The 23,426-nt window shown below is 43.0% G+C and carries 22 protein-coding genes; 9 read left to right on the top strand and 13 right to left on the bottom strand.

What is annotated here, in order from left to right:
• Positions 1 to 2: 2 nt before the first annotated feature.
• The 9 genes from NSS92_RS05155 to NSS92_RS05115 form a co-directional block, all read right to left on the bottom strand.
• Complete coding sequence (locus NSS92_RS05155; protein ID WP_267586443.1) at positions 3 to 1,526, bottom strand: acyl-CoA carboxylase subunit beta; 1,524 nt, start codon at positions 1,524 to 1,526, stop codon at positions 3 to 5.
• An 18-nt stretch (positions 1,527 to 1,544) separates the two neighbouring features.
• A complete protein-coding gene (locus tag NSS92_RS05150; RefSeq protein WP_267586444.1) occupies positions 1,545 to 2,327 on the bottom strand; it encodes an enoyl-CoA hydratase in 783 nt (260 codons plus the stop codon).
• A gap of 12 nt (positions 2,328 to 2,339) precedes the next feature.
• Positions 2,340 to 3,248, bottom strand: coding sequence for a hydroxymethylglutaryl-CoA lyase (locus tag NSS92_RS05145; protein WP_340867064.1), 909 nt, complete (start codon positions 3,246 to 3,248; stop codon positions 2,340 to 2,342).
• An 11-nt stretch (positions 3,249 to 3,259) separates the two neighbouring features.
• The gene (locus NSS92_RS05140; protein WP_267586446.1) at positions 3,260 to 3,475 is read right to left on the bottom strand and encodes an acetyl-CoA carboxylase biotin carboxyl carrier protein subunit; all 216 of its coding nucleotides are present in this window, start codon (positions 3,473 to 3,475) and stop codon (positions 3,260 to 3,262) included.
• Complete coding sequence (locus tag NSS92_RS05135) at positions 3,472 to 4,821, bottom strand: acetyl-CoA carboxylase biotin carboxylase subunit (RefSeq protein WP_340867063.1); 1,350 nt, start codon at positions 4,819 to 4,821, stop codon at positions 3,472 to 3,474. The genes NSS92_RS05140 and NSS92_RS05135 overlap by 4 nt, the downstream gene beginning before the upstream one ends.
• Positions 4,822 to 4,829: 8 nt before the next feature.
• Positions 4,830 to 6,467, bottom strand: coding sequence for an AMP-binding protein (locus NSS92_RS05130; protein ID WP_340867062.1), 1,638 nt, complete (start codon positions 6,465 to 6,467; stop codon positions 4,830 to 4,832).
• 42 nt (positions 6,468 to 6,509) lie between these two features.
• Positions 6,510 to 7,652: an acyl-CoA dehydrogenase family protein gene (locus tag NSS92_RS05125; RefSeq protein ID WP_340867060.1), complete on the bottom strand. Its 1,143-nt coding sequence runs from the start codon at positions 7,650 to 7,652 to the stop codon at positions 6,510 to 6,512.
• Positions 7,653 to 7,797: 145 nt separating this feature from the next.
• On the bottom strand, positions 7,798 to 9,339 hold the full coding sequence (locus NSS92_RS05120) for a glycoside hydrolase family 10 protein (protein WP_340867059.1): 1,542 nt from the start codon (positions 9,337 to 9,339) through the stop codon (positions 7,798 to 7,800).
• A gap of 24 nt (positions 9,340 to 9,363) precedes the next feature.
• Positions 9,364 to 10,170 carry a tyrosine-protein phosphatase gene (locus NSS92_RS05115; RefSeq protein WP_340867058.1) on the bottom strand — a complete coding sequence of 269 codons (807 nt, stop codon included), beginning with the start codon at positions 10,168 to 10,170 and terminating at the stop codon, positions 9,364 to 9,366.
• Positions 10,171 to 10,319: 149 nt separating this feature from the next.
• On the opposite strand from NSS92_RS05115, the gene NSS92_RS05110 reads away from it, so the two are divergent.
• Positions 10,320 to 11,084: a DeoR/GlpR family DNA-binding transcription regulator gene (locus NSS92_RS05110; RefSeq protein ID WP_340867057.1), complete on the top strand. Its 765-nt coding sequence runs from the start codon at positions 10,320 to 10,322 to the stop codon at positions 11,082 to 11,084.
• A 17-nt stretch (positions 11,085 to 11,101) separates the two neighbouring features.
• On the opposite strand, the gene NSS92_RS05105 is transcribed toward NSS92_RS05110, so the two are convergent.
• Positions 11,102 to 11,680 (bottom strand): hypothetical protein, encoded by a 579-nt coding sequence (locus tag NSS92_RS05105; protein ID WP_048239933.1) that lies wholly within the window; start codon positions 11,678 to 11,680, stop codon positions 11,102 to 11,104.
• A 122-nt stretch (positions 11,681 to 11,802) separates the two neighbouring features.
• On the opposite strand from NSS92_RS05105, the gene NSS92_RS05100 reads away from it, so the two are divergent.
• The 6 genes from NSS92_RS05100 (at position 11,803) to NSS92_RS05075 (ending at position 19,531) form a co-directional block, all read left to right on the top strand.
• On the top strand, positions 11,803 to 12,936 hold the full coding sequence (locus NSS92_RS05100; protein ID WP_340867056.1) for a CdaR family transcriptional regulator: 1,134 nt from the start codon (positions 11,803 to 11,805) through the stop codon (positions 12,934 to 12,936).
• A gap of 78 nt (positions 12,937 to 13,014) precedes the next feature.
• Entirely contained in the window at positions 13,015 to 14,424 is a 1,410-nt protein-coding gene (gene glcD / locus NSS92_RS05095) for a glycolate oxidase subunit GlcD (protein ID WP_340867055.1), read from the top strand.
• Positions 14,421 to 15,764, top strand: coding sequence for a (Fe-S)-binding protein (locus tag NSS92_RS05090; RefSeq protein ID WP_340867054.1), 1,344 nt, complete (start codon positions 14,421 to 14,423; stop codon positions 15,762 to 15,764). The genes glcD and NSS92_RS05090 overlap by 4 nt, the downstream gene beginning before the upstream one ends.
• A gap of 72 nt (positions 15,765 to 15,836) precedes the next feature.
• Positions 15,837 to 17,321 carry a spore germination protein gene (locus NSS92_RS05085; protein ID WP_340867053.1) on the top strand — a complete coding sequence of 495 codons (1,485 nt, stop codon included), beginning with the start codon at positions 15,837 to 15,839 and terminating at the stop codon, positions 17,319 to 17,321.
• A 12-nt stretch (positions 17,322 to 17,333) separates the two neighbouring features.
• Positions 17,334 to 18,434: a GerAB/ArcD/ProY family transporter gene (locus NSS92_RS05080; protein ID WP_340867052.1), complete on the top strand. Its 1,101-nt coding sequence runs from the start codon at positions 17,334 to 17,336 to the stop codon at positions 18,432 to 18,434.
• Positions 18,431 to 19,531, top strand: a complete 1,101-nt coding sequence (locus NSS92_RS05075) for a Ger(x)C family spore germination protein (protein WP_340867051.1) — start codon at positions 18,431 to 18,433, stop codon at positions 19,529 to 19,531. The genes NSS92_RS05080 and NSS92_RS05075 overlap by 4 nt, the downstream gene beginning before the upstream one ends.
• Before the next feature lie 6 nt (positions 19,532 to 19,537).
• Here NSS92_RS05075 and NSS92_RS05070 read toward each other — a convergent pair whose 3' ends face one another.
• On the bottom strand, positions 19,538 to 20,527 hold the full coding sequence (locus NSS92_RS05070; protein WP_267586458.1) for a hypothetical protein: 990 nt from the start codon (positions 20,525 to 20,527) through the stop codon (positions 19,538 to 19,540).
• Between the two features lie 110 nt (positions 20,528 to 20,637).
• The gene (locus NSS92_RS05065; protein WP_039179160.1) at positions 20,638 to 20,868 is read right to left on the bottom strand and encodes an excisionase family DNA-binding protein; all 231 of its coding nucleotides are present in this window, start codon (positions 20,866 to 20,868) and stop codon (positions 20,638 to 20,640) included.
• A 324-nt stretch (positions 20,869 to 21,192) separates the two neighbouring features.
• Between NSS92_RS05065 and NSS92_RS05060 the strand changes: the two genes are divergently transcribed.
• Positions 21,193 to 21,795 (top strand): DedA family protein, encoded by a 603-nt coding sequence (locus tag NSS92_RS05060; protein ID WP_034284052.1) that lies wholly within the window; start codon positions 21,193 to 21,195, stop codon positions 21,793 to 21,795.
• Positions 21,796 to 21,833: 38 nt separating this feature from the next.
• Here the strand turns inward: NSS92_RS05060 and NSS92_RS05055 are convergent, their stop codons facing one another.
• Positions 21,834 to 22,655 carry a uroporphyrinogen-III synthase gene (locus NSS92_RS05055; protein WP_340867050.1) on the bottom strand — a complete coding sequence of 274 codons (822 nt, stop codon included), beginning with the start codon at positions 22,653 to 22,655 and terminating at the stop codon, positions 21,834 to 21,836.
• 142 nt (positions 22,656 to 22,797) lie between these two features.
• Between NSS92_RS05055 and NSS92_RS05050 the strand changes: the two genes are divergently transcribed.
• Positions 22,798 to 23,418 (top strand): acetate uptake transporter, encoded by a 621-nt coding sequence (locus NSS92_RS05050; RefSeq protein WP_024425703.1) that lies wholly within the window; start codon positions 22,798 to 22,800, stop codon positions 23,416 to 23,418.
• Positions 23,419 to 23,426: the final 8 nt, after the last annotated feature.

Here is a 23,426-nt window from a genome sequence, read left to right as displayed (position 1 = left end):
CTTTAGACCGGATAAACCGGATGTTTTCGTCTTGTAAATGTCATTTCTTTAGAGGTATAGGCTTGTAATCTACGACAAAGCTCATCTCGCAAATGGTCAAACGGGATGACACCATCGACAATCATTTCAGAGGCAAGCTCATATATATTCATATCTTCCTGGTATTCTTTGCGTTTCTCTTGTATAAATGACGCCCTCTCTTCTGCAGGCAGTTCGGCAATTTTATTCGCATAGACAGCATTTACAGCGGCTTCTGGCCCCATAACAGCAATTTGCGCAGATGGAAGAGCGAGACAGCAGTCCGGTTCAAAGGCTGGTCCTGCCATTGCATATAAACCTGCACCGTATGCTTTACGAACAATGACGGATATTTTCGGAACGGTTGCCTCTGACATGGCGGAGATCATTTTCGCCCCGTGCCTGATAATGCCTGCTTGTTCCACTTTTGTTCCAATCATAAACCCTGGTATATCCGCAAGGAAAAGGAGTGGAATATGAAAAGCGTCACATAGCTGAATAAACTTGGCGGCTTTGTCGGCAGAGTCATGAAATAAAACACCGCCTTTTACCCTCGGCTGGTTGGCAATAAGACCGACAGGCTGACCATTCATACGGCCAAAGCCTGTGATCAGCTCTGCGGCAAACAGTTTTTTGATTTCAAAAAATGATCCTTCATCAATGAGTAAATCAATGAGCTGATACATATCAAAAGGGGTATTCTGCCCCTTAGGGATAAGGTCTTGGAGGGTGATCTCTGATGGTTTAGGTGCGATTGCGGCTGCCCGTTTTGGTTTTTCTGTATAGTTGGCAGGCATGTAAGTTAAATAAGTGCGAGCGATTTGAATGGCTTCTTCCTCTGTTTTTGCTAGAATATCGCCGCATCCAGAAATGCTGCAATGCATTTTTGCTCCGCCCATTTCTTCAAGTGATACTTTTTCTCCGATCACCATTTCGGCCATTCGCGGTGAGCCTAAGTACATTGAGGCATTCCCTTCAACCATGACGACGATGTCACAAAAAGCAGGAATGTAAGCACCTCCGGCTGCAGAAGGACCAAATAGTAAACAAATTTGCGGAATACGTCCAGACAGCTTCACCTGGTTATAAAAAATGCGGCCTGCGCCCCTTCTGCCTGGAAACATGGCGATTTGATCGGTGATTCTAGCACCGGCAGAGTCGACTAAATACAGCATTGGGCAGTTGAGCTTTTCGGCTGTTTCCTGGATTCTAATGATTTTTTCTACCGTTTTGACGCCCCATGATCCTGCTTTGACGGTAGAATCATTTGCCATGACGCAAACAGTCTGCCCATTCATCCGCCCAGTCCCTGTGACAACACCATCTGCTGGTAAATGTTCATCTTGACACTCGGCAAACATGGCATCCTCAATGAAAGAATCTTCATCTAATAACAACTGGAGGCGGTCACGGACGAACAATTTTCCTTTTTCTTTGTTTTTTTGATGGTACCGTTCGGCCCCGCCTTTCAGAATCTGCTGTTTTTTCAGTTCATATTCTTCGATCATACCCATTCCCCTTTCTTGCTACTTGCCTCTGTATTGAGGCGTTCGTTTTTCTTGGAAGGCTTGAAGACCTTCCGTTCGATCTTCTGTCTCAATGAGCCGTAGATAGGCTTCGTATTCCTTCGTTAGACCTGTATGCAAATCGTGATCAAGGCTTGATTGAATCGCTTGTTTCGCTTCTTTTAAGGCAAGCGGGCCATTTTTGATGATTTGTTTTGCAAGAGAGATGGCATCGTTCATGAGGGAATCTGCTAAAGAGATATGCTCAATCAGCCCGATTTGAATGGCTTCTTCTGCTTGTAATGATGCGCCCGTGAAAATAAGTTCTTTTGCTTTACCGAGTCCAATGAGGCGCGGAAGCCGCTGCGTCCCTCCGGCTCCTGGTATGATAGCTAGTCCTGTTTCTGGCAGGCCGAGTCTGGCTCCGGCTCGTGCAATGCGGAGATCACAAGCGAGCGCGAGCTCAAGTCCTCCGCCAAGTGCGTGTCCGTTCATCACTGCAATGACAGGTACAGGAATGGATTCAATCTCGATAAAAGTTTGCTGAATCGAAAGAACAGCTCCTTTCGCTTCTGCTTCTGTCATCAATCGTCGTTCTTTTAAATCTGCTCCAGCGCAAAAGACTTTAGAACCGGCTCCTGTAATGAGCAGACAGCGAATGCTTTCATCGTGTTTGATTTCTTGAATGAGTTGATTGATCTCCTCCAGCATTGAAGAGGATAGGGAATTCGCTTGTTCTGGCCTGTTTAAGGTCATGATGCCGATCTGTTCATCCTGTATCGAAAAATGGACCAATGATGTCATGTTATTCATCCTTTATGAAGTAGTCTGAGAGTGAAAAGCGCGTAAACAGTGACTAGGCAGGGTTCGTTCTACTTTTGCTTCAATCCATTCTGCCGCTTTAATTAATCTAGGAAGGTGAATATTTGTCTCAATTCCTAGTTTTTGAAGCATATGCACCACATCTTCTGTCGCCACATTTCCGCTGGAACCAGGTGCATAGGGGCAGCCGCCCAGCCCGCCGCTGGAGGAGTCAAATATGGTGATCCCAGCTTTTAATGCCGTATAAATATTGGCAAGAGCCATCCCCTTCGTATCATGAAAATGAAGAGCGATTTTATCAGCAGGAAAACGTTCTAGTAAAATGTCTAAGCGCCTTTCTACTTGAAGCGGATGGGCTTCACCGATGGTGTCACCGAGAGATATTTCATCAATGCCATAAGAAAGCAAAATATCCGTTAACCGCAGGACTTGATCCATTGGCACTTGTTTTTCATACGGGCAGCCAAACACGGTGGAAATATACGCGCGTGTGTTTTTTTCTGCTGCTTTTAAATCAGCTGTCATTTGTTTGATGACAGGAAGTGTTTCGTTGATGGATTGATTCATATTTTTCTTGTTATGTGTTTCACTCGAAGAGATAAACATAGCGCCTGTGTCAAGATTGGCTTCAAAAAAATGAGCTAAGCCTTTTTCATTGGGAATGAGTGCTGCATAGGTGATGTCGTCTTTTTTGTTAAAGGATTGGGTGAGTTCTTTGGCATCTTTTAAGGCTGGAACCCATTTAGGATGAACAAATGATGTGACTTCAATATAAGGGAGCTGGGCTGCTGCGAGCAGATCAATCCACGTTCGCTTCTCGCCAGTGTTCAGCCAGACTGATTCATTTTGCAGTCCGTCCCGCGGGCCGACCTCCCTGATAAGCACACTCTTTGGTAATGCCATCTGGCTCCCTCCTATTCTGTTAGTTCTAAAAGAACCTCTCCTTCATCGACAAATTCCCCCTCTGCCTTATACACTTTGCTGATGATCCCGGATTCTTCAGCAACGATCGGAATCTCCATTTTCATTGATTCTAAAATGGCAACCTCCTGTCCTTTTTGCACTTCATCGCCTTGTTTCACAAGAAGCTTCCACAAGTTTCCGGCCATTTGAATTGTGACAGTTTTCATGAACGGTTTCCCTCCCTTTTTTTCATGAGAAAATCGGTTGTGATGCTGCCTTGTAAGAAAGCAGAAGATCCGGCCATTTCCCTTAAAAGCGGTAAGTTGGTTTTGATCCCTTCTATTTCATATGCTTGTAATGCCCCTTTTAATCGTTCTATTGCAAGTTTTCGTGTATCACCGTAAACGATCATTTTCGCAATCATTGGATCGTAAAAAGGCGTAATGATGCTTCCATTTGTCACGCTTGACTCATGACGGATATACGGAGCTTCAGGTGTGGAGAGCCGAGTGATCGTTCCTGGTGATGGATAAAAGGTGACGGGATCTTCCGCATAAATTCTAACCTCGATGGCATGCCCGATTTGATGAATATCCTCCTGATTGAAGGAAAGCGGCTCACATGCAGTAATTTTCAGCTGCTCCTCAACAAGGTCAATGCCTGTAATTTCTTCTGTGACAGGATGCTCTACTTGTAATCTCGTGTTCATTTCTAGGAAATAAAATTGTTGATGCTGATCGACTAAACATTCAATCGTTCCTGCATTTTCATACCCAATCGCTTTGGCTGCTTTGACGGCCATCTCCCCCATCTGATGTCTCACCGATTCATCGAGACAGGCGGCTGGTGCTTCTTCAATGATTTTTTGATGTCTTCGCTGGAGTGAACAGTCGCGCTCAAATAAGTGAACTCCATGACCGAAGGAATCAAAAAGGACCTGGATTTCAATGTGCCGAGCGTCTTCAATGACCTTTTCCATATACAGCGTCCCATCGTTGAAAAAACTTTGCGCTCTTTTTTGATTCCCTTCAAAAGCCCTGTACAGCTCATCGTCATTTTGCACGATCTGCATGCCAATTCCTCCGCCCCCGCTTGATGCCTTGAGCATGATCGGATAACCGAGTGACTGCGCTTGACTGATCCCTTCTTCTGCATCATGCAGCGGAGCTGAAACACCTGGTACAATGGGGATACCTGCTTGAGCCATCGTTTTTCTTGCTTCAATTTTATTCCCCATTCGCTGAATGACTTGTGCGGCTGGTCCAATAAAGGCCATTCCTTCGCTGCGGCAGCGTTCTGCAAAGGCCGCATTTTCTGATAAGAGGCCATATCCTGGGTGGATAGCATCTGTATTTGTCTGCTTGGCTGCCTTAATGATTGCTTCCATGTTTAAATAGCTTTCAGATACTTTCGCGCCTCCAATCAGATAGGCGCTGTCTGCTTCTTGCACATGAAGTGCATGCTGATCTGCTTCTGAATAAACGGCGACGGTTTGGATCCCGAGCCTTTTACACGTTCGAATAATTCGCCGGGCAATTTCGCCTCGATTTGCAATCAGTACTTTTTGAAACATCGCTGCCTTCACTCCTTTATTAGATCAAGCGCCTGCTTTTTCAGACGAAATTTTTGAATCTTCCCTGATGCGGTCATCGGATACTCGTCAGTGATGAAAAAATATTTAGGAATTTTGTAGCGTGCCATTTGCGACTGACAATAGCTCGTGAGTGTCTCAATCGTCACCGCCCTGCCTTGTTTGAGCCGAATGAATGCGGCAGCTTCTTCTCCATACGTTTCATCGGGTATACCAACGACCTGTGCATCAAGAATGTCCGGATGAGTATAAAGAACGTCCTCAATCTCTTTTGGGTAAACATTCTCCCCGCCTCTAATGATCATATCTTTCAGCCGTCCTGTGATTTTCACATAGCCGTCCTCATCCATCTCTGCTAAATCACCCGTATGAAGCCAGCCGTCCTGATCAATCACTTCATTTGTGGCTTCTTCATTTTTATAGTAGCCTTTCATCACATGATAGCCTCTTGTACACAGCTCGCCTTGTTCTCCTCTTGCTACTTCCTCCGGCGTGCCTGGAATCGTGATTTTCACTTCGATGTGAGGAAGCGCCCGGCCGACCGTTTGAACTCGTCTGTCAAATGAATCATCCGTTCTTGTTTGGGTAATGACAGGAGAGCTTTCGGTCTGTCCATAGGCAATCGTGAGCTCCTTCAGTCCCATTTGTTCAATGACGGCTTTCATCACATGGGATGGGCAAAGAGATCCTGCCATAATGCCCGTTCGTAATGTGGACAGATCGTATTGGTGAAAATTCGGATGGTCGAGTTCTGCAATGAACATTGTCGGGACGCCGTGAAGGACGGTGCACTTCTCTTTTTCCACTGTTTGAAGGACTCGCTCTGGATGGAAGGATTCAATTGGAATGATCGTTCCTCCTTTTGTGAGACATGCAAGCACGCCAAGAACGGATCCAAAGCAATGGAAGAAAGGAACAGGGATACACATTCGGTCCTTTTGGGTGAGCTTCATACAATCTGCGATTTGGCTGGCATTGCAGACAATGTTTGTATGGCTGAGCATGACTCCTTTTGGGTAGCCGGTTGTGCCTGAAGTATATTGCATATTAATGACATCATCAGGCGCAAGCTCATCCATTCGTTTCTCCCACTCATGATTCTCTGTTCTTTTAGCAGCTGCCTGAATACTGTCCCAGCTGCGCATGCCCTTTGGCGTGTGCTCGCCAATATAGACGACACTTTTTAAATAAGGAAAAGATGAGGATGTGATCTCACCTTGATGAGCGTTTTGAAGCTCCGGTATGAGTTCTTCAAGCATTTTGACATAGGATGTCTCTTTAAATCCGTCTACGATAAACAGCATGCTGCTATCAGAATGCTTGAGTAAATAAGCGAGTTCTTGTGATTGAAAGTTCGTATTCACGGTGACAAGAACGGCTCCAATCGACGCGCAGGCGAATTGCAGCATGAGCCATTCAGGTACATTGGGCGCCATGATGGCGATATGATCCCCTTTTTGAACCCCTAATGCCATAAGACCTTTCCCGGTTTCTTTGACTTCTCGATAAAACGCTTCATATGAAAAACGTAAGGAACGTTCTGGATACACAATGGCTTCATGTGCTGGGTGCTGCTCCATTTTCTCCTTTAATAGGAAGCCGATCGTTTGTGGATGAATCGACATCATGGCTTTCCTCCTCCACTTATGGTAAGCGTTTTCATTATTGGATTACGCTAACAGTTGTCTTGCGATGACTAGACGCTGAATTTCAGAGGTCCCTTCTCCAATTTCCATTAGCTTGGCATCTCTCACAAGCCGTTCTACACCACATTCTTTCATGTAGCCTGTTCCTCCGTGAATTTGGACAGCATCAAGACTTGCTTTTGTCGCCATTTCAGAAGCGAAAAGCTTGGCATAGGCAGCTTCTTTTGTAAACGGCTTGCCGTGATCTTTCAGCCAAGCGGCTTTCCACACCATTTGTCTGGCGAGCTCTATTTGCATCGCCATATCTGCCAGCTTAAACTGAATGGCTTGGAAGGAAGAAAGGGTCTGCCCAAATTGCTTTCTTTCCTTTGCATGCGAGAGCGAAGCATCTAGTGCAGCTTGTGCGATGCCAACTGATAACGCAGCAATTGAAATGCGTCCCCCGTCTAATGTATATAAAAATTGCTTAAATCCTTTCGCTGGGTCTCCTAAAATATTCTGGGCTGGTACACGTACACCGTCTAAAATGATTTCTGCTGTATCTGATCCGCGCACGCCCATTTTGTCATATGGATTTGTAATGGACAGCCCTTTTTGCCCTTTCTCCACAATGAAGGCGGAGATGATCGGACGGCCGTTTTCATCATGATCCGAGACAGCGGTGACAATAATGGTTCTGGCAAAATTGGCGTTTGTGATCCAGCACTTCTCCCCGCTGATGACATACTCTTGTCCGTCTTTGACTGCTTTTGTTTTCGTCCCTTTTGCATCTGATCCTGCGTTTGGTTCTGTTAATCCGAAGGAACCGAGTGCTGTTCCAGATGCCAGCGGGACAAGATGAGCCATCTTTTGCTCCTCTGTACCGAAATAATAAAGCGGGCTTGCGCCTAGGGAAACGGCTGCGGCATAACTAAGACCTGTACTACCGCACTGTTTTCCGATTTCTTCTACTGCGAGTGCATACGATATCGTATCTCCTCCTGAGCCTCCGTATTTCTCTGGAAAGGGGATGCCCATAAAGCCGAGCTCCCCCATTTTTTGAAACGTTTTGACTGGGAATACGGCCTGTTCATCAATGGTTTGAGCGAGTGGTGCAATTTCTGCTTTGGCGAAATCTTTGACCATCTGGCGGATCATTTGTTGTTCTTTCGTTAATTCAAAATCCATCTTGCTTCCCCCTTTGGCTCTTTTCTATCATATTTATTAATCAAGCAGCTGCTTCATGCCAAGCTTGATTGAATTCAGAAAATTAAAACAAGAATAATAGAAAAAAAAGCATGAATGAAGAAAAATCCTCATTCATGCTTTTTCGTTATTTCACTATCTTTGTAGAAGGCTTGCTTTCGTGATGAAGACGATTGAGAGCCGTTACTTTGAAGGTATCTCTCTTCTTCTGATTGACTGAGAGGTCTTTGATCGTTGTTATGGCGCCTTTTTCTTTTCTAACTGTTTGCAGTAATTCATATGTTCCTTTATTTGTTAATCGATAGACCGAATAATAGGATACGGTAGAATTTGGATCATTTTTGATTTGTAAAGCCGCACCATCCGATGTCTTTTTCACAGATTGAATGATTGGTTTTTTAGGCGCTTTCTGATGAAGCCAAGGCATTTCTGGAATGAGAGCTGGTTTGCGGTATGACTCTTCTATCAATCGATCCTTTACATTCAAAGGGTTGCGATTGATATCCTTCAGGCTGAAATGCATGCTTCCCTGCACGAGCTGTGACTGCCTGTTCAGCTCAATCTGCCTAAAATATTCTTCCGGGTCAGACCAAGCAGGATCACTGTTTTGATTAATTTTATACGCCGCTTGACCGATGTACAGGTGAACCGGCTCCCCTTTCACCTCATTTGACCACCATTTCGTCAGCACGTCATAAGCGGCAGCTTGAAAGCCGATGCTCCAGTAAATTTGCGGAGTAACATAATCAATATCGTGCTGCTGAATCCACTCTCTTGTATCAGCATACAAATCATCGTAGTTGGTCATACCTGCTGTGGTGTTTGAACCAGTCGGATCATCTTTTATGTTGCGCCATACACCGAATGGACTAATACCAAATTTCACATACGGTTTTTCTTTCTTAATGGTGTCATTGATTTGCTTCACCAGCTGGTTCACATTATCTCTTCGCCAATCTTCTATATGTGTAAATGCTTTTTTTCCATATGTTTCAAACGTTTCTTGATCTGGAAACGGGACACCGGCTATTTTATATGGATAAAAATAATCATCCATATGCACTGCATCAATATCGTAGTTTTTCACAACTTCTTCTATACCGCCGACAATGAAGTCCTGAGTTTCAGGAATACCAGGATTGTAATAAAGCTGGTTACCATACGCAATCGTCCAATCAGGATGTTGTCTTGCAGGGTGATCGGCTGATAAACGGCTGAGATCAGTATGATTCATTGTGATTCGGTAAGGGTTAAACCAAGCGTGAAATTCAAGGCCGCGTTTATGAGCTTCTTCGATCATAAACTCAAGCGGATCATACCCCGGATCTTTTCCTTGCGTTCCAGTCAAATATTCTGACCACGGCCCGTATGCTGAAGGGTAAAAGGCATCTGCTGTTGGTTTAATTTGCATGATGACGGCATTCATATTCATTGCTTTGATTTCATCTAACAAATGAATAAGCTCTTGTTTCTGTTCTGCTGCAGACAGTCCCTTCTTTGAGGGCCAATCTAAGTTATAAACCGATGCAATCCATACCGCGCGCATCTCTCTTGTGCTCTCAAGCTTCCCTTTTGGCACTGGACGAGCTGCTAGACTGCTAGATGGAATCAATAAAAATACAAACATCAACATCAGTGTTAGAACTGTCATACTGATCTTTTTCAGCATGTTTTGCATCACCTCATATTCAGTTTATTCCGCTTTTTGTGATGGAATGCCAGCAGATGGTGAAAGCAGAATGTTTTTCATTTCATTGAGCTGAGATTCAGGGACTTTACAGGCTTCGATTAAATACCGCTCTGCACTCCCGTATGTCTCCAGCATCTCGTGCAGCACATCTTCAAGATAATCTTGCTGCACACCGACAAGCGGCTGAATTTGTTCTTTTGACACCCGGAATAAACTCATCAATCGGACAAATCGTTCCTGTCTTCTAACAAGCATTTGCACGCCTTCGTTGGAACGCATGTATTCACTTAAAACGACTGCCAGCGGTACACCTGCTGTTAACTGAATCAGGGCAGATAAAAAACCTGTACGGTCCTTGCCACTCGTGCAGTGAAGCATCAGCGGGTAATTGCTTTGATCTGAAAGCAGTGTGAACAGCTGCTGAATCTCTTCTTTACGCTCTGTCAGCATGCTTTGATATAAATCTTTCATGATCGGTGTAAATGAGAGAGACTTCCCTTCTGCTACCAGCATACGAAACATGGTCCATTTACTCGGCATCTTACTGTCAGGCTGCATCGGAATATGGACGATTTTGTCGTGTTCCTTGATCTTTGCTGGATGTGATTTACGTTCTGAGGCTGTACGGAGGTCGCAAACGGTTTGAATCCCAAGTGTTGAGAATATCTCGATGTCTTGTTTCGTCAAACGGGATAAGTCTGCGGATCGATAAATCATTCCCTGTTTGATCACCATTCCATCTGTTGTTTGAAGTCCCCCTACTTCTCTAAAATTCGCAAGCTTTGAAAATGGGTTGTTTGATTGATTCATAGAAGTGAAAGTCCTTTCCAGTTTCGTTCTTTTCTCTATCATACGCTTTTATATCAAAGGAGAAAAGAGAATCAATTGACCTAATCCATACAAGAGAATTTATTGGTATAATGGAAAAAGGACATTCGGATTGATTGGAGATATGAAGTATGATAAAAACAAAACGGATTCAGCAAATTAAAGAGTATGTGTTTGACCGGGAATCTGCCTCACTTGATGAGCTTGTGGCGCATTTTGGTGTCTCAAAAAACACAATACGCCGAGATATACAGGCGTTGGTCGAGTCCGGCGTGCTCAAAAAAGTGTATGGCGGAGTGGCTGTAAACCACTCAACGTTAGTGGTGTATCAGGAGCGAAAGACCCGTCAGCTCAGTAAAAAGCAATTGATCGGTCAGACGGCTGCCGCTTTTGTGGAAAACGGGGATATGATTTTTGTTGATTCTGGTACGACAACGCTTGAGATGCTCCCCTATTTGACTGAGAAACAAGTGACCATTGTGACCAATAATGTGGATTTCATTACACAGGCGATGCCTTATGACAATCTCACCATCTTTTCCACTGGCGGGATGCTTGAAAGAAAAACGAATTCTTTCGTTGGCTATCAAAGTGTAGAGCGTCTAAAAGCTTACAATGTGAATAAAGCCTTTATCGCGTCAACTGGTTTATCCATTGATCACGGCGTCACCAATTCGTCCCCGCTTGAAACGGATATTAAAAAATCACTCGTTCAAAAAAGTGCCAAAACGTTTTTATTAGTGGATGATAGCAAATTTGATCATTACGCCTTGACCACGTTTTGTGATTTACACGACCTTGATGTCGTTGTGACCAATCAGGAGCCAAATGAAGCTTATCTTCAATATGGAAAAGAGCATGATGTACGATTTGTCACGCCTTTATCAAATGAATAAAAGGACAAAAAAACGGCTCAGGAATTTGAGCCGTTTTTTGATTCATTGATTTCAAGCTGCATGATCATACGGAATAAAAATCGGTACACGGCCGAGATGACATCAATGAAAGCCGTATCTTCGTGGATGTCCTCAAGTTCAAGAAGCTGTAAATTCACATCAAATAAGCCATCTTGTCCATTAAATTGTAGCTGAGCACCATTTAATGGTGATAGCATGTCCTTTAGAATACCCGTGTCTTTTTTAGGACGTTTTAAACCGAATAGCACGGTATACGTTTGAAACACTTCATCCCATTCAATGGCCAAGCCATCCACTTTCACGACATCAAACCACTTTGATTCGATATAAATGAATTCTTTTTGATGTTTTTTCACATATGTAAGCGGTGTGTTTAGAAATGAAGCGTTTTCTGTTTGAATCATGTCCTCTGATTCCTTGTCTACACGTTCTATATATACATCGCCAAAGCGGGCTTCTTCTTTAATTCTCGACCCTTCTAATGTCCAATTGCGACTCGCCGCTTCATCATATTCGAAGTCTGTCAGCGCCTGTCCTTCTTTTAATAGTTCTTGTAAGCGATTTAGTAACGACATGGCTATGTCTCCTTTCTTCTTCATGTGCATTCATTATTTTAGCATAACTCATGAAAAGAAAGATATGTCCTAGCATATGATGGTATGATAGTGTCAAAAGAAACATCTCGGAGGGGTACGTTTTGCTTACAATGACACTGGCAGAAAAAATCGTAGACGAGGTTAAAAAGGTGCTGACTGAGGAAATCATCATCGCACAAACGAACGGCACCATCATTGCAGCAACAGATCCAGCGCGCGTTGGACAATTTCATGAAGGGGCGTATCTGACATCATTTGAAGGCCAGAAACGAATTCTCACAAAGGATGACCAGCAGCACATGAAAGGCGTCAAAGCTGGCATCAATCTGCCTATTTATTTTAAGCAAGAGGTCATCGGGGTCATTGGGATGACAGGAGATCCTGTACATGTGTCTCCTTTTGGCGAAATATTAAGAAAAATGACCGAACTGCTCATTCATGAACATGAATTTTTTCAAGAAACTGAAACGGATGAACGGCAGCTTGAAGCGTTTGTATTCGACTGGCTCCATCTGCCAGAGACTGCAATTGATCTCACTGAAAAAGCGTCGCGGCTTCAGCTTGATATCAACAAGGAGCGCGCGGTTGTCCTGATTGATTGTCAGGATGAAACGTTTATGAAGCAAAATCAATACAAAGAATTGAAGGAAACACTGCATCTCACTAGTCAGGAGATCATCGTCCGCTGGGGGCATGCCCGTTTTTTGCTTATGCTGCAAACAACAGCAGATGATCGTAAAGTCTTGCAGCAGCGCCTATTTCACATCCATGCCTCTCTTACGGCGCGGAGCACGCCTGGAGTTTTGATTGGGGCGGGAAAACCAGCAGCTGCTCATTTGATGAAGCAATCCTTTCAACAAGCCTTTCGTGCTTTAAAAATGGCACATGCTGATACGCCGATTGTATTTGATGAAGATTTAACGCTTGAACTTTTTATGGAGGAAGTGAGTCAGGAAACAAAAGAAGTGTTTCTTGATCGAACGATTGCCCCTCTTCTCCCCTATCCTGAATTAGTGAAAACATTGCGGGTACTCATGACATCAGATTGCTCATTGAAATATACCGCAGAAGCGATGCATGTCCATATCAATACACTGCATTACAGGCTAAAACGAATCCAAGATTTAACGACACTTGATCCAAAGCGCATGCAAGATGCTATGCTCTTTTATTTAGCCTTCATGCTATTAGATCATGATCCAAAAAAACGAAGCGAACAGCCCGATATTTTGTAGAATCGTCCATAGGCAGGAGGCGATTCTTTTTTTATACTGAAAGAAACGATACGTCTCATCAACAGGAGTTGAATGCGAATGTTAAATTCTGAATTTTTAAATCAATTAAAAAAGATTGTCGGTGCATCTTACATGCAGGACAGTAAAGCCGATCGGCTTGCCTACTCTTATGATGCAACACCAAATTTTCAGCATATGCCAGATGTCATCGTAAGCCCGCATACGGCTGAGGAAATCCAGCAAATTGTCCGGCTCTGCGCCTCATATAACATACCGATCGTGCCAAGAGGATCAGGAACGAACCTTTGTGCAGGCACATGTCCCACTCAAGGCGGACTTGTGATGCTGTTTACAAGAATGAACCAATTAATAGAAATAGATGAAGAAAACCTGACAGCAACGGTGCAGCCTGGTTTGATCACACAGGAACTCATTCGCCAAGTAGAGGAGAAAGGCCTCTTCTATCCACCTGATCCAAGCTCTATGAAAATCTCTACATTAGGCGGAAATATTAATGAAAATTCAGGTGGTCTCCGGGGGTTAAAGTATGGAGTGACAAGAGATTATGTACTTGGACTTGAAGTCGTTCTGCCAAACGGTGACATCATCAAAACAGGCGGCAAGCTTGCAAAGGACGTAGCCGGATATGATATGACCCGTTTGTTCGTAGGTTCAGAAGGAACGCTTGGGATTGTCACTGAAGCCACGCTGAAGCTTTTGCCGCTTCCAGAAACAAAACAAACGATGCTTTGCTTATATGAAAGCCTAGAGGAAGCCGCCGCTTCAGTGTCGGCTATTATTGCAGAGCGTATCATCCCCGCCACATTAGAATTTATGGATCAGCCGACCCTGGAAGTCGTTGAAGACTTTGCAAAAATCGGTTTGCCGACTGACGTTCAAGCGGTGCTGTTAATCGAACAGGACGGCCATCCTGAGGCGGTTTCAAGTGATATGCAGCGCATCGCAAAAGTCTGTCAGCAGCACGGTGCAAAAGAAGTGAATATCGCTCATTCTGAAGAAGAGGCAAATGCACTTTTAACAGCGAGACGATCCGCTTTATCTGCCCTCGCCCGCTTAAGCCCAACGACCATTTTAGAAGATGCCACAGTTCCCCGGTCTGAAATTGCCAGCATGGTGCGGGCGATCGAACACATTGCGAAGCAGTACAAAGTGAAAATCTGTACATTTGGTCATGCAGGTGATGGTAATTTGCATCCTACTTGTGCAACAGATGCAAGAAATGAAGAAGAAATGAAACGGGTGGAAGAAGCCTTTCAGGCCATTTTTGAAAAAGCAGTCTCACTTGGCGGCACCATTACGGGTGAACATGGCGTGGGTCTTATGAAAGCCCCTTACTTGGAACTAAAGGTTAAAAAAGAAGGCATTGCGGCAATGAAAGCGATCAAACAGGCGCTAGATCCGGAAAATATCATGAACCCTGATAAAGTGTTTGGAAAAGCCGCAAGAAAGCGGGTGGTGATTTCATGAGTTCCTCTAAACAAACAGAGATTCAGCAAACATTTCAGCAGCAAATGGACGAAAAAGAGCTGCTCAATTGCATGCGCTGCGGCTTCTGCCTCCCTTCCTGCCCTACTTATATTGAATCTGGTCAACAAGAAACACACTCTCCCCGCGGCCGAATTGCTTTAATGAAGGCGGTGAGAGACGGCGTCATTGAGCCAGATGAAGATGTCGAACATTCATTGAATCTTTGTCTTGGATGCCGTGCATGTGAACCGGTCTGCCCTTCCGGCGTCAAATATGGACGGTTACTTGAGGATGCAAGAGACATCATTCAGCAGCACAAAAAACAATCCATCCCTGTCAAACTTGTAAGACGTGTAGTGTTTAAAGGTCTTTTTCCTTCACAAAGCCGAATGCGGAAAGCAGCAGGACTTCTTCGCTTTTATCAAACATCTGGTCTGCAAATGGTCGCCCGCAAAACTGGTATGCTGAAGGTGCTTCCCCCGCATTTACGGCTGATGGAACAGGCGCTTCCAAAGGTGCCGCGTCAACAGAAAAGCCGTTTGACGGAATACAAAGCCGCTGGCCCAGCAAGAAAGCGTGTCGCCTTTTTTACTGGCTGTTTAATGGACACCGTTTTTTCAACCACAAACGAAGCGACGATCCAACTTTTGCAGCTGGCAGGCTGCGACGTCATCGTCCCTCCCATTCAGGCGTGCTGCGGAGCGCTTCATGGCCATAGCGGAGAAAAAGAGCAAGCGAAACAGTTAGCAAAGCGGAATATTGAAGCATTTGAAGAGATAGATGCGGATGCCATAGTCATGAATGCGGGCGGTTGTGGTGCCTTTTTAAGTGATTACGATCATTTGCTTTGCGATGATCCGGATTTTCAAAAGCGAAGTGAAGTCTTCTCAAAGAAAATCACGGATATATCAGACATTTTAGTGGAGCTTGAATTTCACCGCCGCATGCCGCTTGCTTTGCCAGAGCAAGTCATCACCTATCAAGATTCCTGTCATTTGCGGAACGGAATGGGTGTACAGCATGCGCCAAGGGTGCTGATGAAGGCCATTCAAGGTGTATCATTTAAAGAAATGAAGGATTCGGGCCGGTGCTGCGGCTCAGCTGGCATTTACAACATCTTGCAGCCAAAGATGTCAATGCAAATTTTAGATCATAAAATGACAGAAGCTTGCCAAACAAAGGCTGCTGCCATCGTTACCTCTAATCCAGGCTGTCAGCTGCAAATGGCAGCAGGCATCAAACGCTCAGGGCACTCGCCCAGCATGCGCGCCGTCCATCTAGCTGATTTATTATTAGAAGCCGTTCAATATGGAAAAAAAGCGTCCAGCCCCACAAGCTGAACGCTTTTTTTATGCATATCTTCAGACAATTGGTTAGATAATAGAGGCAAATTGCCAAAGGAGCTGGTTCAAATGCTGAAGAAAAACAAACAACAAAAGGACTCGAATTCAGTATTTGAAGCATTGTCACGTTCTGCTGATTTTACAAATGAGCTGTCTCGAAATGGAGATTTTCTGTATAGGATTTCCTTTTTTCGATCTTTAATTAATGGACATCTTCTACATGAACAAATTCTCCCCTCCCTCAAACAACTGCACTTGACACCCACTCTTGAAGAGCTGAAAGAACGAATTCCCATTGAGCAGGCTGTCATTACGAGCGATCTTCAAAAAGTGGAAGAAGCCCTTCACCGGGGCAGCATCGCCATTAGACTTGAGACAGACTGGGGCAAAACGCTTCTTTTGCCGATTGAAGAAAAGAAAGGCAGACAAGTAGGTCCGCCTGAGATTGAATTTGGCATAATCAGTGCTCAGGAAGCATTTGTGGAGGTTTTAGATACCAATTTAAATTTGGTCAGACGGCGGCTGCCGACGCCTAACCTGAAAGTTGAGGAAAAGAAGGTTGGTACGCTCTCTCAAACAAAAGTTGCCGTGCTATATATTGAAGATATCGCTAACCCGCAAAATATTGAAACGGTTCTTCAGCGAATTGAGGACGTTGATTATGATCAGATTTTAGATGCAAATTATCTTGCTCAAATGCTTTATGATGTGTCCAATACGATCTTTCCGTTGTTTTTGAATACAGAAAGACCCGACCGCGTGTCTTCAGGTTTATCAGAAGGCAAAATTGCCATATTAGTGGATGGATCGCCTCATGTCTTGCTTGCCCCGACTATTTTACTTGAGTATTTTTCCACTATGGAAGACTACAATATGTCATGGATTGCGGCTTCTTGCTTTAGGCTATTACGCATATTTGCTGTGATATTTTCCATTTTTGCCACACCTTTATATGTAGCCGTTTTAACTTTTCATTATGAGCTGATCCCAAAGGATTTATTAGAAACCATTGTGTCCTCGCGCTATCTCGTTCCATTTCCTCCGATCATTGAGGCACTATTTTTAGAGATTTCGATTGAATTACTAAGAGAAGCAGGTTCAAGGCTGCCGGCTAAAGTCGGTCAGACGCTCGGGATTGTTGGAGGGATTGTCATTGGACAGGCTGCTGTAGCAGCAGGCTTAACGAGCAATATTTTACTCATTATTGTTGCTCTGTCTGCTCTCGCCTCATTTGTCACGCCTATTTACAAAATGGGCAGTACCATTCGGCTGCTGAGATTTCCTTTTTTACTCGCAGCACAGGTTTGGGGCGCATTAGGTATTGCCGTGATGGGATCCTTTCTGCTCACCCATTTAATGAAATTAACCTCTATTGGCCGGCCGTATTTAGAGCCTATTTTTCCAATGCGCCTTGCTGATTTAAAGGGCAGTTTGATTCGTCCTCAGCTCCGTTTTTTGAACAAAAGGCCGGAAAATTTACGTCCGCAAAATGAAACCATTCATCGCTCTAAGCCTAAGCAAGGACGCAAGGGGAAAAATGATTTTTATGAATAAGGAAGTGAAGGCATGAGCTCTTCTTCTGTGAAAGAGAAATTTCAAGTATCCCCTTATTTTGTGTTTTTTCTCATCAATGCCAATCAAGTCGGTGTCAGCATTTTAAACTTTCAAACAAACCTTGTTCGTTCTATAAATAATGATGGATGGATCGCCATTCTTATTTCTGGCATGAGCGTCAATATGATGATCTTTCTAATGTACTTGATGTTTAAAAAGGCACCTTCGGATGAATTTGGTGAAATCACGCGATATGTATTTGGCAAATGGATCGGGCAATTATTCAACATTCTCTATATCTTATATTTTGCTTCTTTGTCGCTGATTGTTCTTATTCATTATATGGATGTGATCCATGTATGGCTGTTTAAAGAAATCCCTGGTCTTTTGTTTGCATCTGTACTGCTGCTGCTTGTGTATTACATTCATACCGGCGGCTTTAGAACCATTGCTGGATGGGCATTTTTTAGCGTTGTACTGACGTATTGGATGACGTTTATCTGTTTTTATGTCATGAAATATAGTCATATTCGTTTCATGTTCCCAATGTTTGATCATACATTTTCGCAGCTGCTTGTGGGAGTCAAAGATGCATCCTTATCCATGTTTGGTTTTGGCACGCTGCTTGTCTATTATCCTTTTATTAAACAAGCTCAGACATCTCAAAAATTTGCTCACATGGGGGCATTATTTACGACATGCTTAAACTTGCTCACTTTTCTCGTCTCTATTGCGTATTACTCAAGTGCTCAGCTCAAATTAACAAAATGGCCTACGCTAACGTTAACAAGCATTGTGAAGCTTCCGTTTATCCAGCGTTTTGAATTTATTGAAGTGTCTCTTTGGCTGTTTTTGATCATTCCAAATATCGCGATTCCATTATGGGCTGCGAGCCGAATGGCAAAAAAAGTGATTCATACGAGCCAGCGCGTCACATTCATTGGGCTCAGCATCCTCATTCTGATCATGTTTTCGTTTTTTGCCAGTGCAACTTCTTTTGAAACCTTTAATCAATGGGTGGAATTTAGCGGATTCATTCTGATCTATGGATTGATTGTCTGTATGGTCATTGGACTGATGCTGAAAAAAAGGAGGGGGAAAAAACGAGCATGAAACAGTATGTACTCATAGGTCTCATGTTGTTTAGTCTTTTGTTAACTAGCTGTGCACAGCCCCGTCTTTTAGATGAATTAAATATCTCTCAGGCGGCAGGATTTGATTTAGTCGAAGATGGCGAAATGAAGGGCTTTTTTGTCTTTCCCGTCTTTAAAAGTGAAGAGCAAGGCAGCTATCAAATATTAAGTGCAAAGTCAAACACGATTAGTAATATCCAATTTCTCGTGTCAGAAAAATCGCCTTTTCCGGTGGTTATGGGCCAGGTGCTCGTTATTTTAGTCAGTGAAAAGTTAGCAAAAGAAGTCGGCATGATTGATTTAATGAATTACATTTATCGTGATCCTATTATTGGTTCACGCCAAGTGTTTGCGATTGTAGGTGGAGAAGTTGAAGAGTTATTATACACAAAAATGAATCAAACGAACTTAAATATAGGTGTATACCTCTCTGATCTGTTAGCCCAAAATATGCGAAATGGCAATGAACCTGTCACAAATCAGCATATTTTTATGAATCAGATGATGGCAAAAGGGGTCGATGCTTATCTCCCTTACATTGAAAGAACAAGCAATGCCATCAAGGTCTCAGGTGTCGCTCTATTTGATCAAGAAAAAATGGTGGGTCATATTCCAGGAGAAGACACGTTCACATTTAAAGCGATGATTGAAAATCATAAAAATGGCATCTATGAGTTTCAATTGCATGATCAAGCGAAGACTCATGTTGTCATTGAAAATATCAAATCACATGTGTCTTACCAGATCAAACCAACGAAAAACCTAACAAAAAAGCCTCATATCACGATTGATATCAAACTAAAAGGCGAATTAAAAGAATTCATGAAGTCCAAAAAAATTGATAAACCTAATATATTGGACCAAGTCGAAAAAGAAGTTGAAAAACGTGTCACTCAGCAAGGAGAAGATCTTGTACAGTCCTTTAAAAAGCAAAACATAGACCCGCTTGGACTGGGCCTTAGGTATAGATCAAAAGACAAGGCAATGACACCAGAAAAATGGCAAGACATTTATCCTGGTGCGGATGTACAAGTTAAATGCCACATGAAAATTGTTCAAACGGGAGTCAGCCAATAAAAAGCCTTATTCAAATATGTCTTGTTTGTTCTCCAAGATTTTGGACACTTTCATTTTCACTCGTGGAACCTGATCTTTTTGATTAACATCATGTAAAATCTTTTCTACTTCATTTTTATCAGTTCTAAGGATTTTAGGTGAAAATTGTTCCACTAGGGCCGGTCTATTCCCTTTTGCACAGTTTGCCATTGTATCTAATGCAATTAAGCTGAAAGGTCTTCCTTTGTTTAGCCAAGATTTCATCCTCTCCCAGGTTGGGCAGCTGACGGCTGCCAGCCTTCCCCACTGATCGTGAAAATGGGTGCAATTTGACTCCATCCAATCCAATATTTTATTAGAACGGAAACGGTGGAGGCAAATAAAAGCCTCTAACGGCAATTCTTTTTCACTGATCGATTTCAATTTTTCTAATATATGGTGTAATCCCTCATCTCCTGGCAAACTGCCGGCTGCTGCCCACGAAAGTGGATAAAGGAATTCTTCGTCCGTCTGATCCAAAAGTTCCCTTACCCATTCAGCGGCAAATGTATCTAGAACATCAGCCGCGATTTCTAACATTCGTGATTTCACTCCGGCATGCTCCGTTTTATAAAATCTACTTTGAACAGAATCCAAGATTTTTTGCTGATCGTGCTGTTTCAGAGCATCGATGACATCATCCTCAAGAAACCACCTAGTGATTGAAAAGTCTAATAAAGACACCAAATCATGCCTAACAGCTTGTAATGTTGGTGCTTTCTCACTTTTGGTGATGACGACATCCTCCTCTAATTGGAAAGCCTGTCCGTCCTCTCCATAAAAATCATCGTGCAGTAAAAACTGTTTAGGAGAATGGAGAACAGCTAAGTTATACCATTCAATAGGCCGTAATGAATAGGTGAGTAGTCTTTCGTGACATGAATGGCATAATTGATAAGGCTGTTTCGGTTCATCAGACGCTTCTACAACGTTCATTTCGTTTTTTTGACAGGCTTCACATAAAGTAGTTGTCTCCATTGTTTTCACTTCCTTTTACTGCTAATGAATTGTCTTTCTGCTTCTTTCATCTTTCATTCTTTCTATCACCCGCGGCCATTGATCCATGTTGAATCAATTGAAAAGATATTCTAATCTTCATCCTTTACATCGGGGTCTTCTGGAATCGGTTCATTTAAGATCTCTTGGACGAGCTCTTTATATTGTTCGAGCTGCTTTAAATGCGTTTGAAACTGCCCTTGATAAATGAGATAAGATTCCCCGTCAAATACGTAACGGATCTTTTTTTGCTGGATTAATTTTTCAATATACGCTTCTGATACTTCCAAGTATTCAGCTGTTTCTGCGATTGTTAAATACATGTTTGTGCACCACCCGTTCGTTTCATCTAACAAATTATATCATGATCTACTGAAAAAACGGATGCATCCTATTCTCTTTTATGGTGACCATTCTTCACCTAGCAAGTAGATCGTCTAGATGCCGGCAAATATGGTATGATAATATCTGCTAGACGAGAGCTTTCCAACATAGACTTGATGAAAAAGCCAGGTTCAGTGGTGTCTATATGAGCCGCAAGCCATGCTGGCATATATAGAAAGCATACTCATGAGAAAAGCAAAACAAGCATAGGCTCTTATAAGGATGCTTGAAGAAAATTCGTATTTAAAGGCAGAGTGAAATGAATGGGAACCTTTTTTAATGAAATTTTAACCTGGCTGACAAGCCTTGGTTATGTAGGTGTAGCACTAGGGCTGATGATTGAAATCATTCCGAGTGAAATTGTACTTGCCTATGGCGGATATATGGTGTCAACAGGCACAATTGGTTTTGTTGGAGCTGTTATTGCCGGCGTCATTGGAGGTACACTCGCCCAGTGTTTTATTTACTGGATCGGTCTGTACGGCGGAAGACCTTTTTTAACAAAGTATGGAAAGTATTTATTCATCCATGAACATCATATCGCGACTGCAGAGCGCTGGTTTGACCGGTATGGAACCGGTGTAGTGTTTACCGCACGCTTTATCCCTGTTGTCCGCCATGCCATCTCGATTCCAGCGGGTATTGCCAAGATGCCTTTTTTGAAATTTGTTTTCTTGACAGGATTAGCTGCCATCCCTTGGTCCATCTTATTTATTTATCTTGGCATGCAGCTTGGGACAAAATGGGATCATATTCAAAGTGTTGCTCATGCTTATACAACCCCTATTATGGTCATTGCCATCGTCCTGATTGTTCTCTATTTTGTACTCAAAAAAATTCGGACGAATCGAAAACGGACAATCTAACAAAAACGCCTTTCACTGATCTGGTGAAAGGCGTTTTTTTATGAGTGTGCTGATTGTTTTTCCATATATCGGGATAACTCTATAATCATTGCACCCATTCTCTCAAGTGACGGGGCAAGAATTCGGTCTATTCCCTCTTCTTTTAAAGCTTCAGCAGTGACTTTTCCGACAGCTACTGCCAGTACGTCCTGCTCGAATAATGCTTGCAATTCTTCTTTTCTGCCCCATTCTGCGGCTAGTTTGAAAAAGGCGTGAACCTGGACAGCAGTTGTAAAACAAACGGCATGAACTTGTCCATCTATCATTTCTTGAAGAAGCGTTTCAGCTGCCTCTGGTTCAGGAGGTGTGTGCTGATATGGTAAAAGCGGCAAAACATCTGCCCCCTTGTCATGTAAAAACTGAATGAGAGCTGGTGCATTTTCACCATGAAGCTGCACCATGACGCGTTTTCCTTGAAATTCCTTGTCTTCAAGCTTTGAAATCAAGTCACGAACCGTTCCGTCTTCATCAGAGACCTCTGGCTGTATTCCGCGTTTTTTCAACGCAGCAAAGGTTTTGTACCCTCTTGAAGCAATATGTGCATTTGATAGAATGTTCATAAATTCTTTATCAAGCTGCAGCTCTTTTGCACTCTCAATCAATGTATCTGTACCAATGCCTGTTGTCAAGATCACCCAGTCGGCCCCTTGTTTCACAAAGGTTTCTATGCCTGGCTTTAATTCCTCTTTGGCTAAAAATACGGTTCCTTGAAGAGAGCGAATAACGGCTTGACCTCCTTGTTTTTCGACAAGTATACGCATTTCTTCTGTTTTTCTCGTTCCACAAATGGCAATCGTTTTTCCAGATAAGCCTTTACTCATGTTATCCCTCTTTTTCTATCACATTTGATATGTATTAAATATAGATTTATTTGGAAGACGATGCAAGTGTCTACTAAAAAAGAGCTTGACGTTTCTATCGAATTCGAGTATCTTTTGTAAGTGCAAATTGTAGGAGGTCATTATGGAAAAACAGAATGTTCAAGCAATTCGATTATCAATTGCAGACCCAACACCACTTGGTTTGTTTGGTTTAGCAATGGTGACGCTCGTTGCGTCCTCACAAAAACTAGGAATCACAGATGGCACTTCCCTTATTTTACCTTGGGCTATCTTCCTTGGAGGAATCGCGCAGCTGATCGCGTCCATACAAGATTCAAAGCATCATAATATTTTTGGAGCCACTGCTTTTGGCGCATTCGGTCTTTTCTGGATGGGCGTTGGAACAACTTGGCTCATTCAAGCCGGCGTTTTTGGGAAAACGCTTGCGGGAGCAGCAGATCCAAAACAGCTAGGTTTTGCGTTTATTGGTTATTTGATTTTCAGCTTGTTTATGACGATTGGTGCAATGGAAACACATAAAGTGTTATTTTTGATTTTCGTCTTTATTGATTTCTTATTCATTGGTCTTTCCCTTAGCACTTTTGGTGTGATGTACGATGTGACTCATACCATGGCTGGTATTGCAGAATTGATCATTTCCCTTCTTTCATTTTATGGTTCTGCAGCTGTTGTCCTTAATACACATTTTGGCCGTATTGTTCTGCCAATCGGACAACCATTTCGCATTTTTACAAAAGCATAAATAAAAAA

The organism is Bacillus sp. FSL M8-0166, from assembly GCF_038008825.1.
Taxonomy (GTDB): Bacteria; Bacillota; Bacilli; order Bacillales; family Bacillaceae; genus Bacillus; species Bacillus safensis.
Note: the sequence above shows the minus strand (reverse complement) of the source record. Positions and strands in the feature narration are given on the sequence as shown.

Coding starts and splice junctions, on each gene's coding strand:
- NSS92_RS05085 (WP_340867053.1), top strand. CDS start 15,837: ATGCTGAAGAAAAACAAACAACAAAAGGACTCGAATTCAGTATTTGAA.
- NSS92_RS05080 (WP_340867052.1), top strand. CDS start 17,334: ATGAGCTCTTCTTCTGTGAAAGAGAAATTTCAAGTATCCCCTTATTTT.
- NSS92_RS05110 (WP_340867057.1), top strand. CDS start 10,320: ATGATAAAAACAAAACGGATTCAGCAAATTAAAGAGTATGTGTTTGAC.
- NSS92_RS05150 (WP_267586444.1), bottom strand. CDS start 2,327: ATGACATCATTGGTCCATTTTTCGATACAGGATGAACAGATCGGCATC.
- NSS92_RS05105 (WP_048239933.1), bottom strand. CDS start 11,680: ATGTCGTTACTAAATCGCTTACAAGAACTATTAAAAGAAGGACAGGCG.
- NSS92_RS05115 (WP_340867058.1), bottom strand. CDS start 10,170: ATGAATCAATCAAACAACCCATTTTCAAAGCTTGCGAATTTTAGAGAA.
- NSS92_RS05135 (WP_340867063.1), bottom strand. CDS start 4,821: ATGTTTCAAAAAGTACTGATTGCAAATCGAGGCGAAATTGCCCGGCGA.
- NSS92_RS05055 (WP_340867050.1), bottom strand. CDS start 22,655: ATGAGTAAAGGCTTATCTGGAAAAACGATTGCCATTTGTGGAACGAGA.
- NSS92_RS05070 (WP_267586458.1), bottom strand. CDS start 20,527: ATGGAGACAACTACTTTATGTGAAGCCTGTCAAAAAAACGAAATGAAC.
- NSS92_RS05130 (WP_340867062.1), bottom strand. CDS start 6,467: ATGATGTCGATTCATCCACAAACGATCGGCTTCCTATTAAAGGAGAAA.
- NSS92_RS05065 (WP_039179160.1), bottom strand. CDS start 20,868: ATGTATTTAACAATCGCAGAAACAGCTGAATACTTGGAAGTATCAGAA.
- NSS92_RS05120 (WP_340867059.1), bottom strand. CDS start 9,339: ATGCTGAAAAAGATCAGTATGACAGTTCTAACACTGATGTTGATGTTT.
- glcD (WP_340867055.1), top strand. CDS start 13,015: ATGTTAAATTCTGAATTTTTAAATCAATTAAAAAAGATTGTCGGTGCA.
- NSS92_RS05145 (WP_340867064.1), bottom strand. CDS start 3,248: ATGGCATTACCAAAGAGTGTGCTTATCAGGGAGGTCGGCCCGCGGGAC.
- NSS92_RS05125 (WP_340867060.1), bottom strand. CDS start 7,652: ATGGATTTTGAATTAACGAAAGAACAACAAATGATCCGCCAGATGGTC.
- NSS92_RS05060 (WP_034284052.1), top strand. CDS start 21,193: ATGGGAACCTTTTTTAATGAAATTTTAACCTGGCTGACAAGCCTTGGT.
- NSS92_RS05090 (WP_340867054.1), top strand. CDS start 14,421: ATGAGTTCCTCTAAACAAACAGAGATTCAGCAAACATTTCAGCAGCAA.
- NSS92_RS05075 (WP_340867051.1), top strand. CDS start 18,431: ATGAAACAGTATGTACTCATAGGTCTCATGTTGTTTAGTCTTTTGTTA.
- NSS92_RS05140 (WP_267586446.1), bottom strand. CDS start 3,475: ATGAAAACTGTCACAATTCAAATGGCCGGAAACTTGTGGAAGCTTCTT.
- NSS92_RS05050 (WP_024425703.1), top strand. CDS start 22,798: ATGGAAAAACAGAATGTTCAAGCAATTCGATTATCAATTGCAGACCCA.
- NSS92_RS05155 (WP_267586443.1), bottom strand. CDS start 1,526: ATGATCGAAGAATATGAACTGAAAAAACAGCAGATTCTGAAAGGCGGG.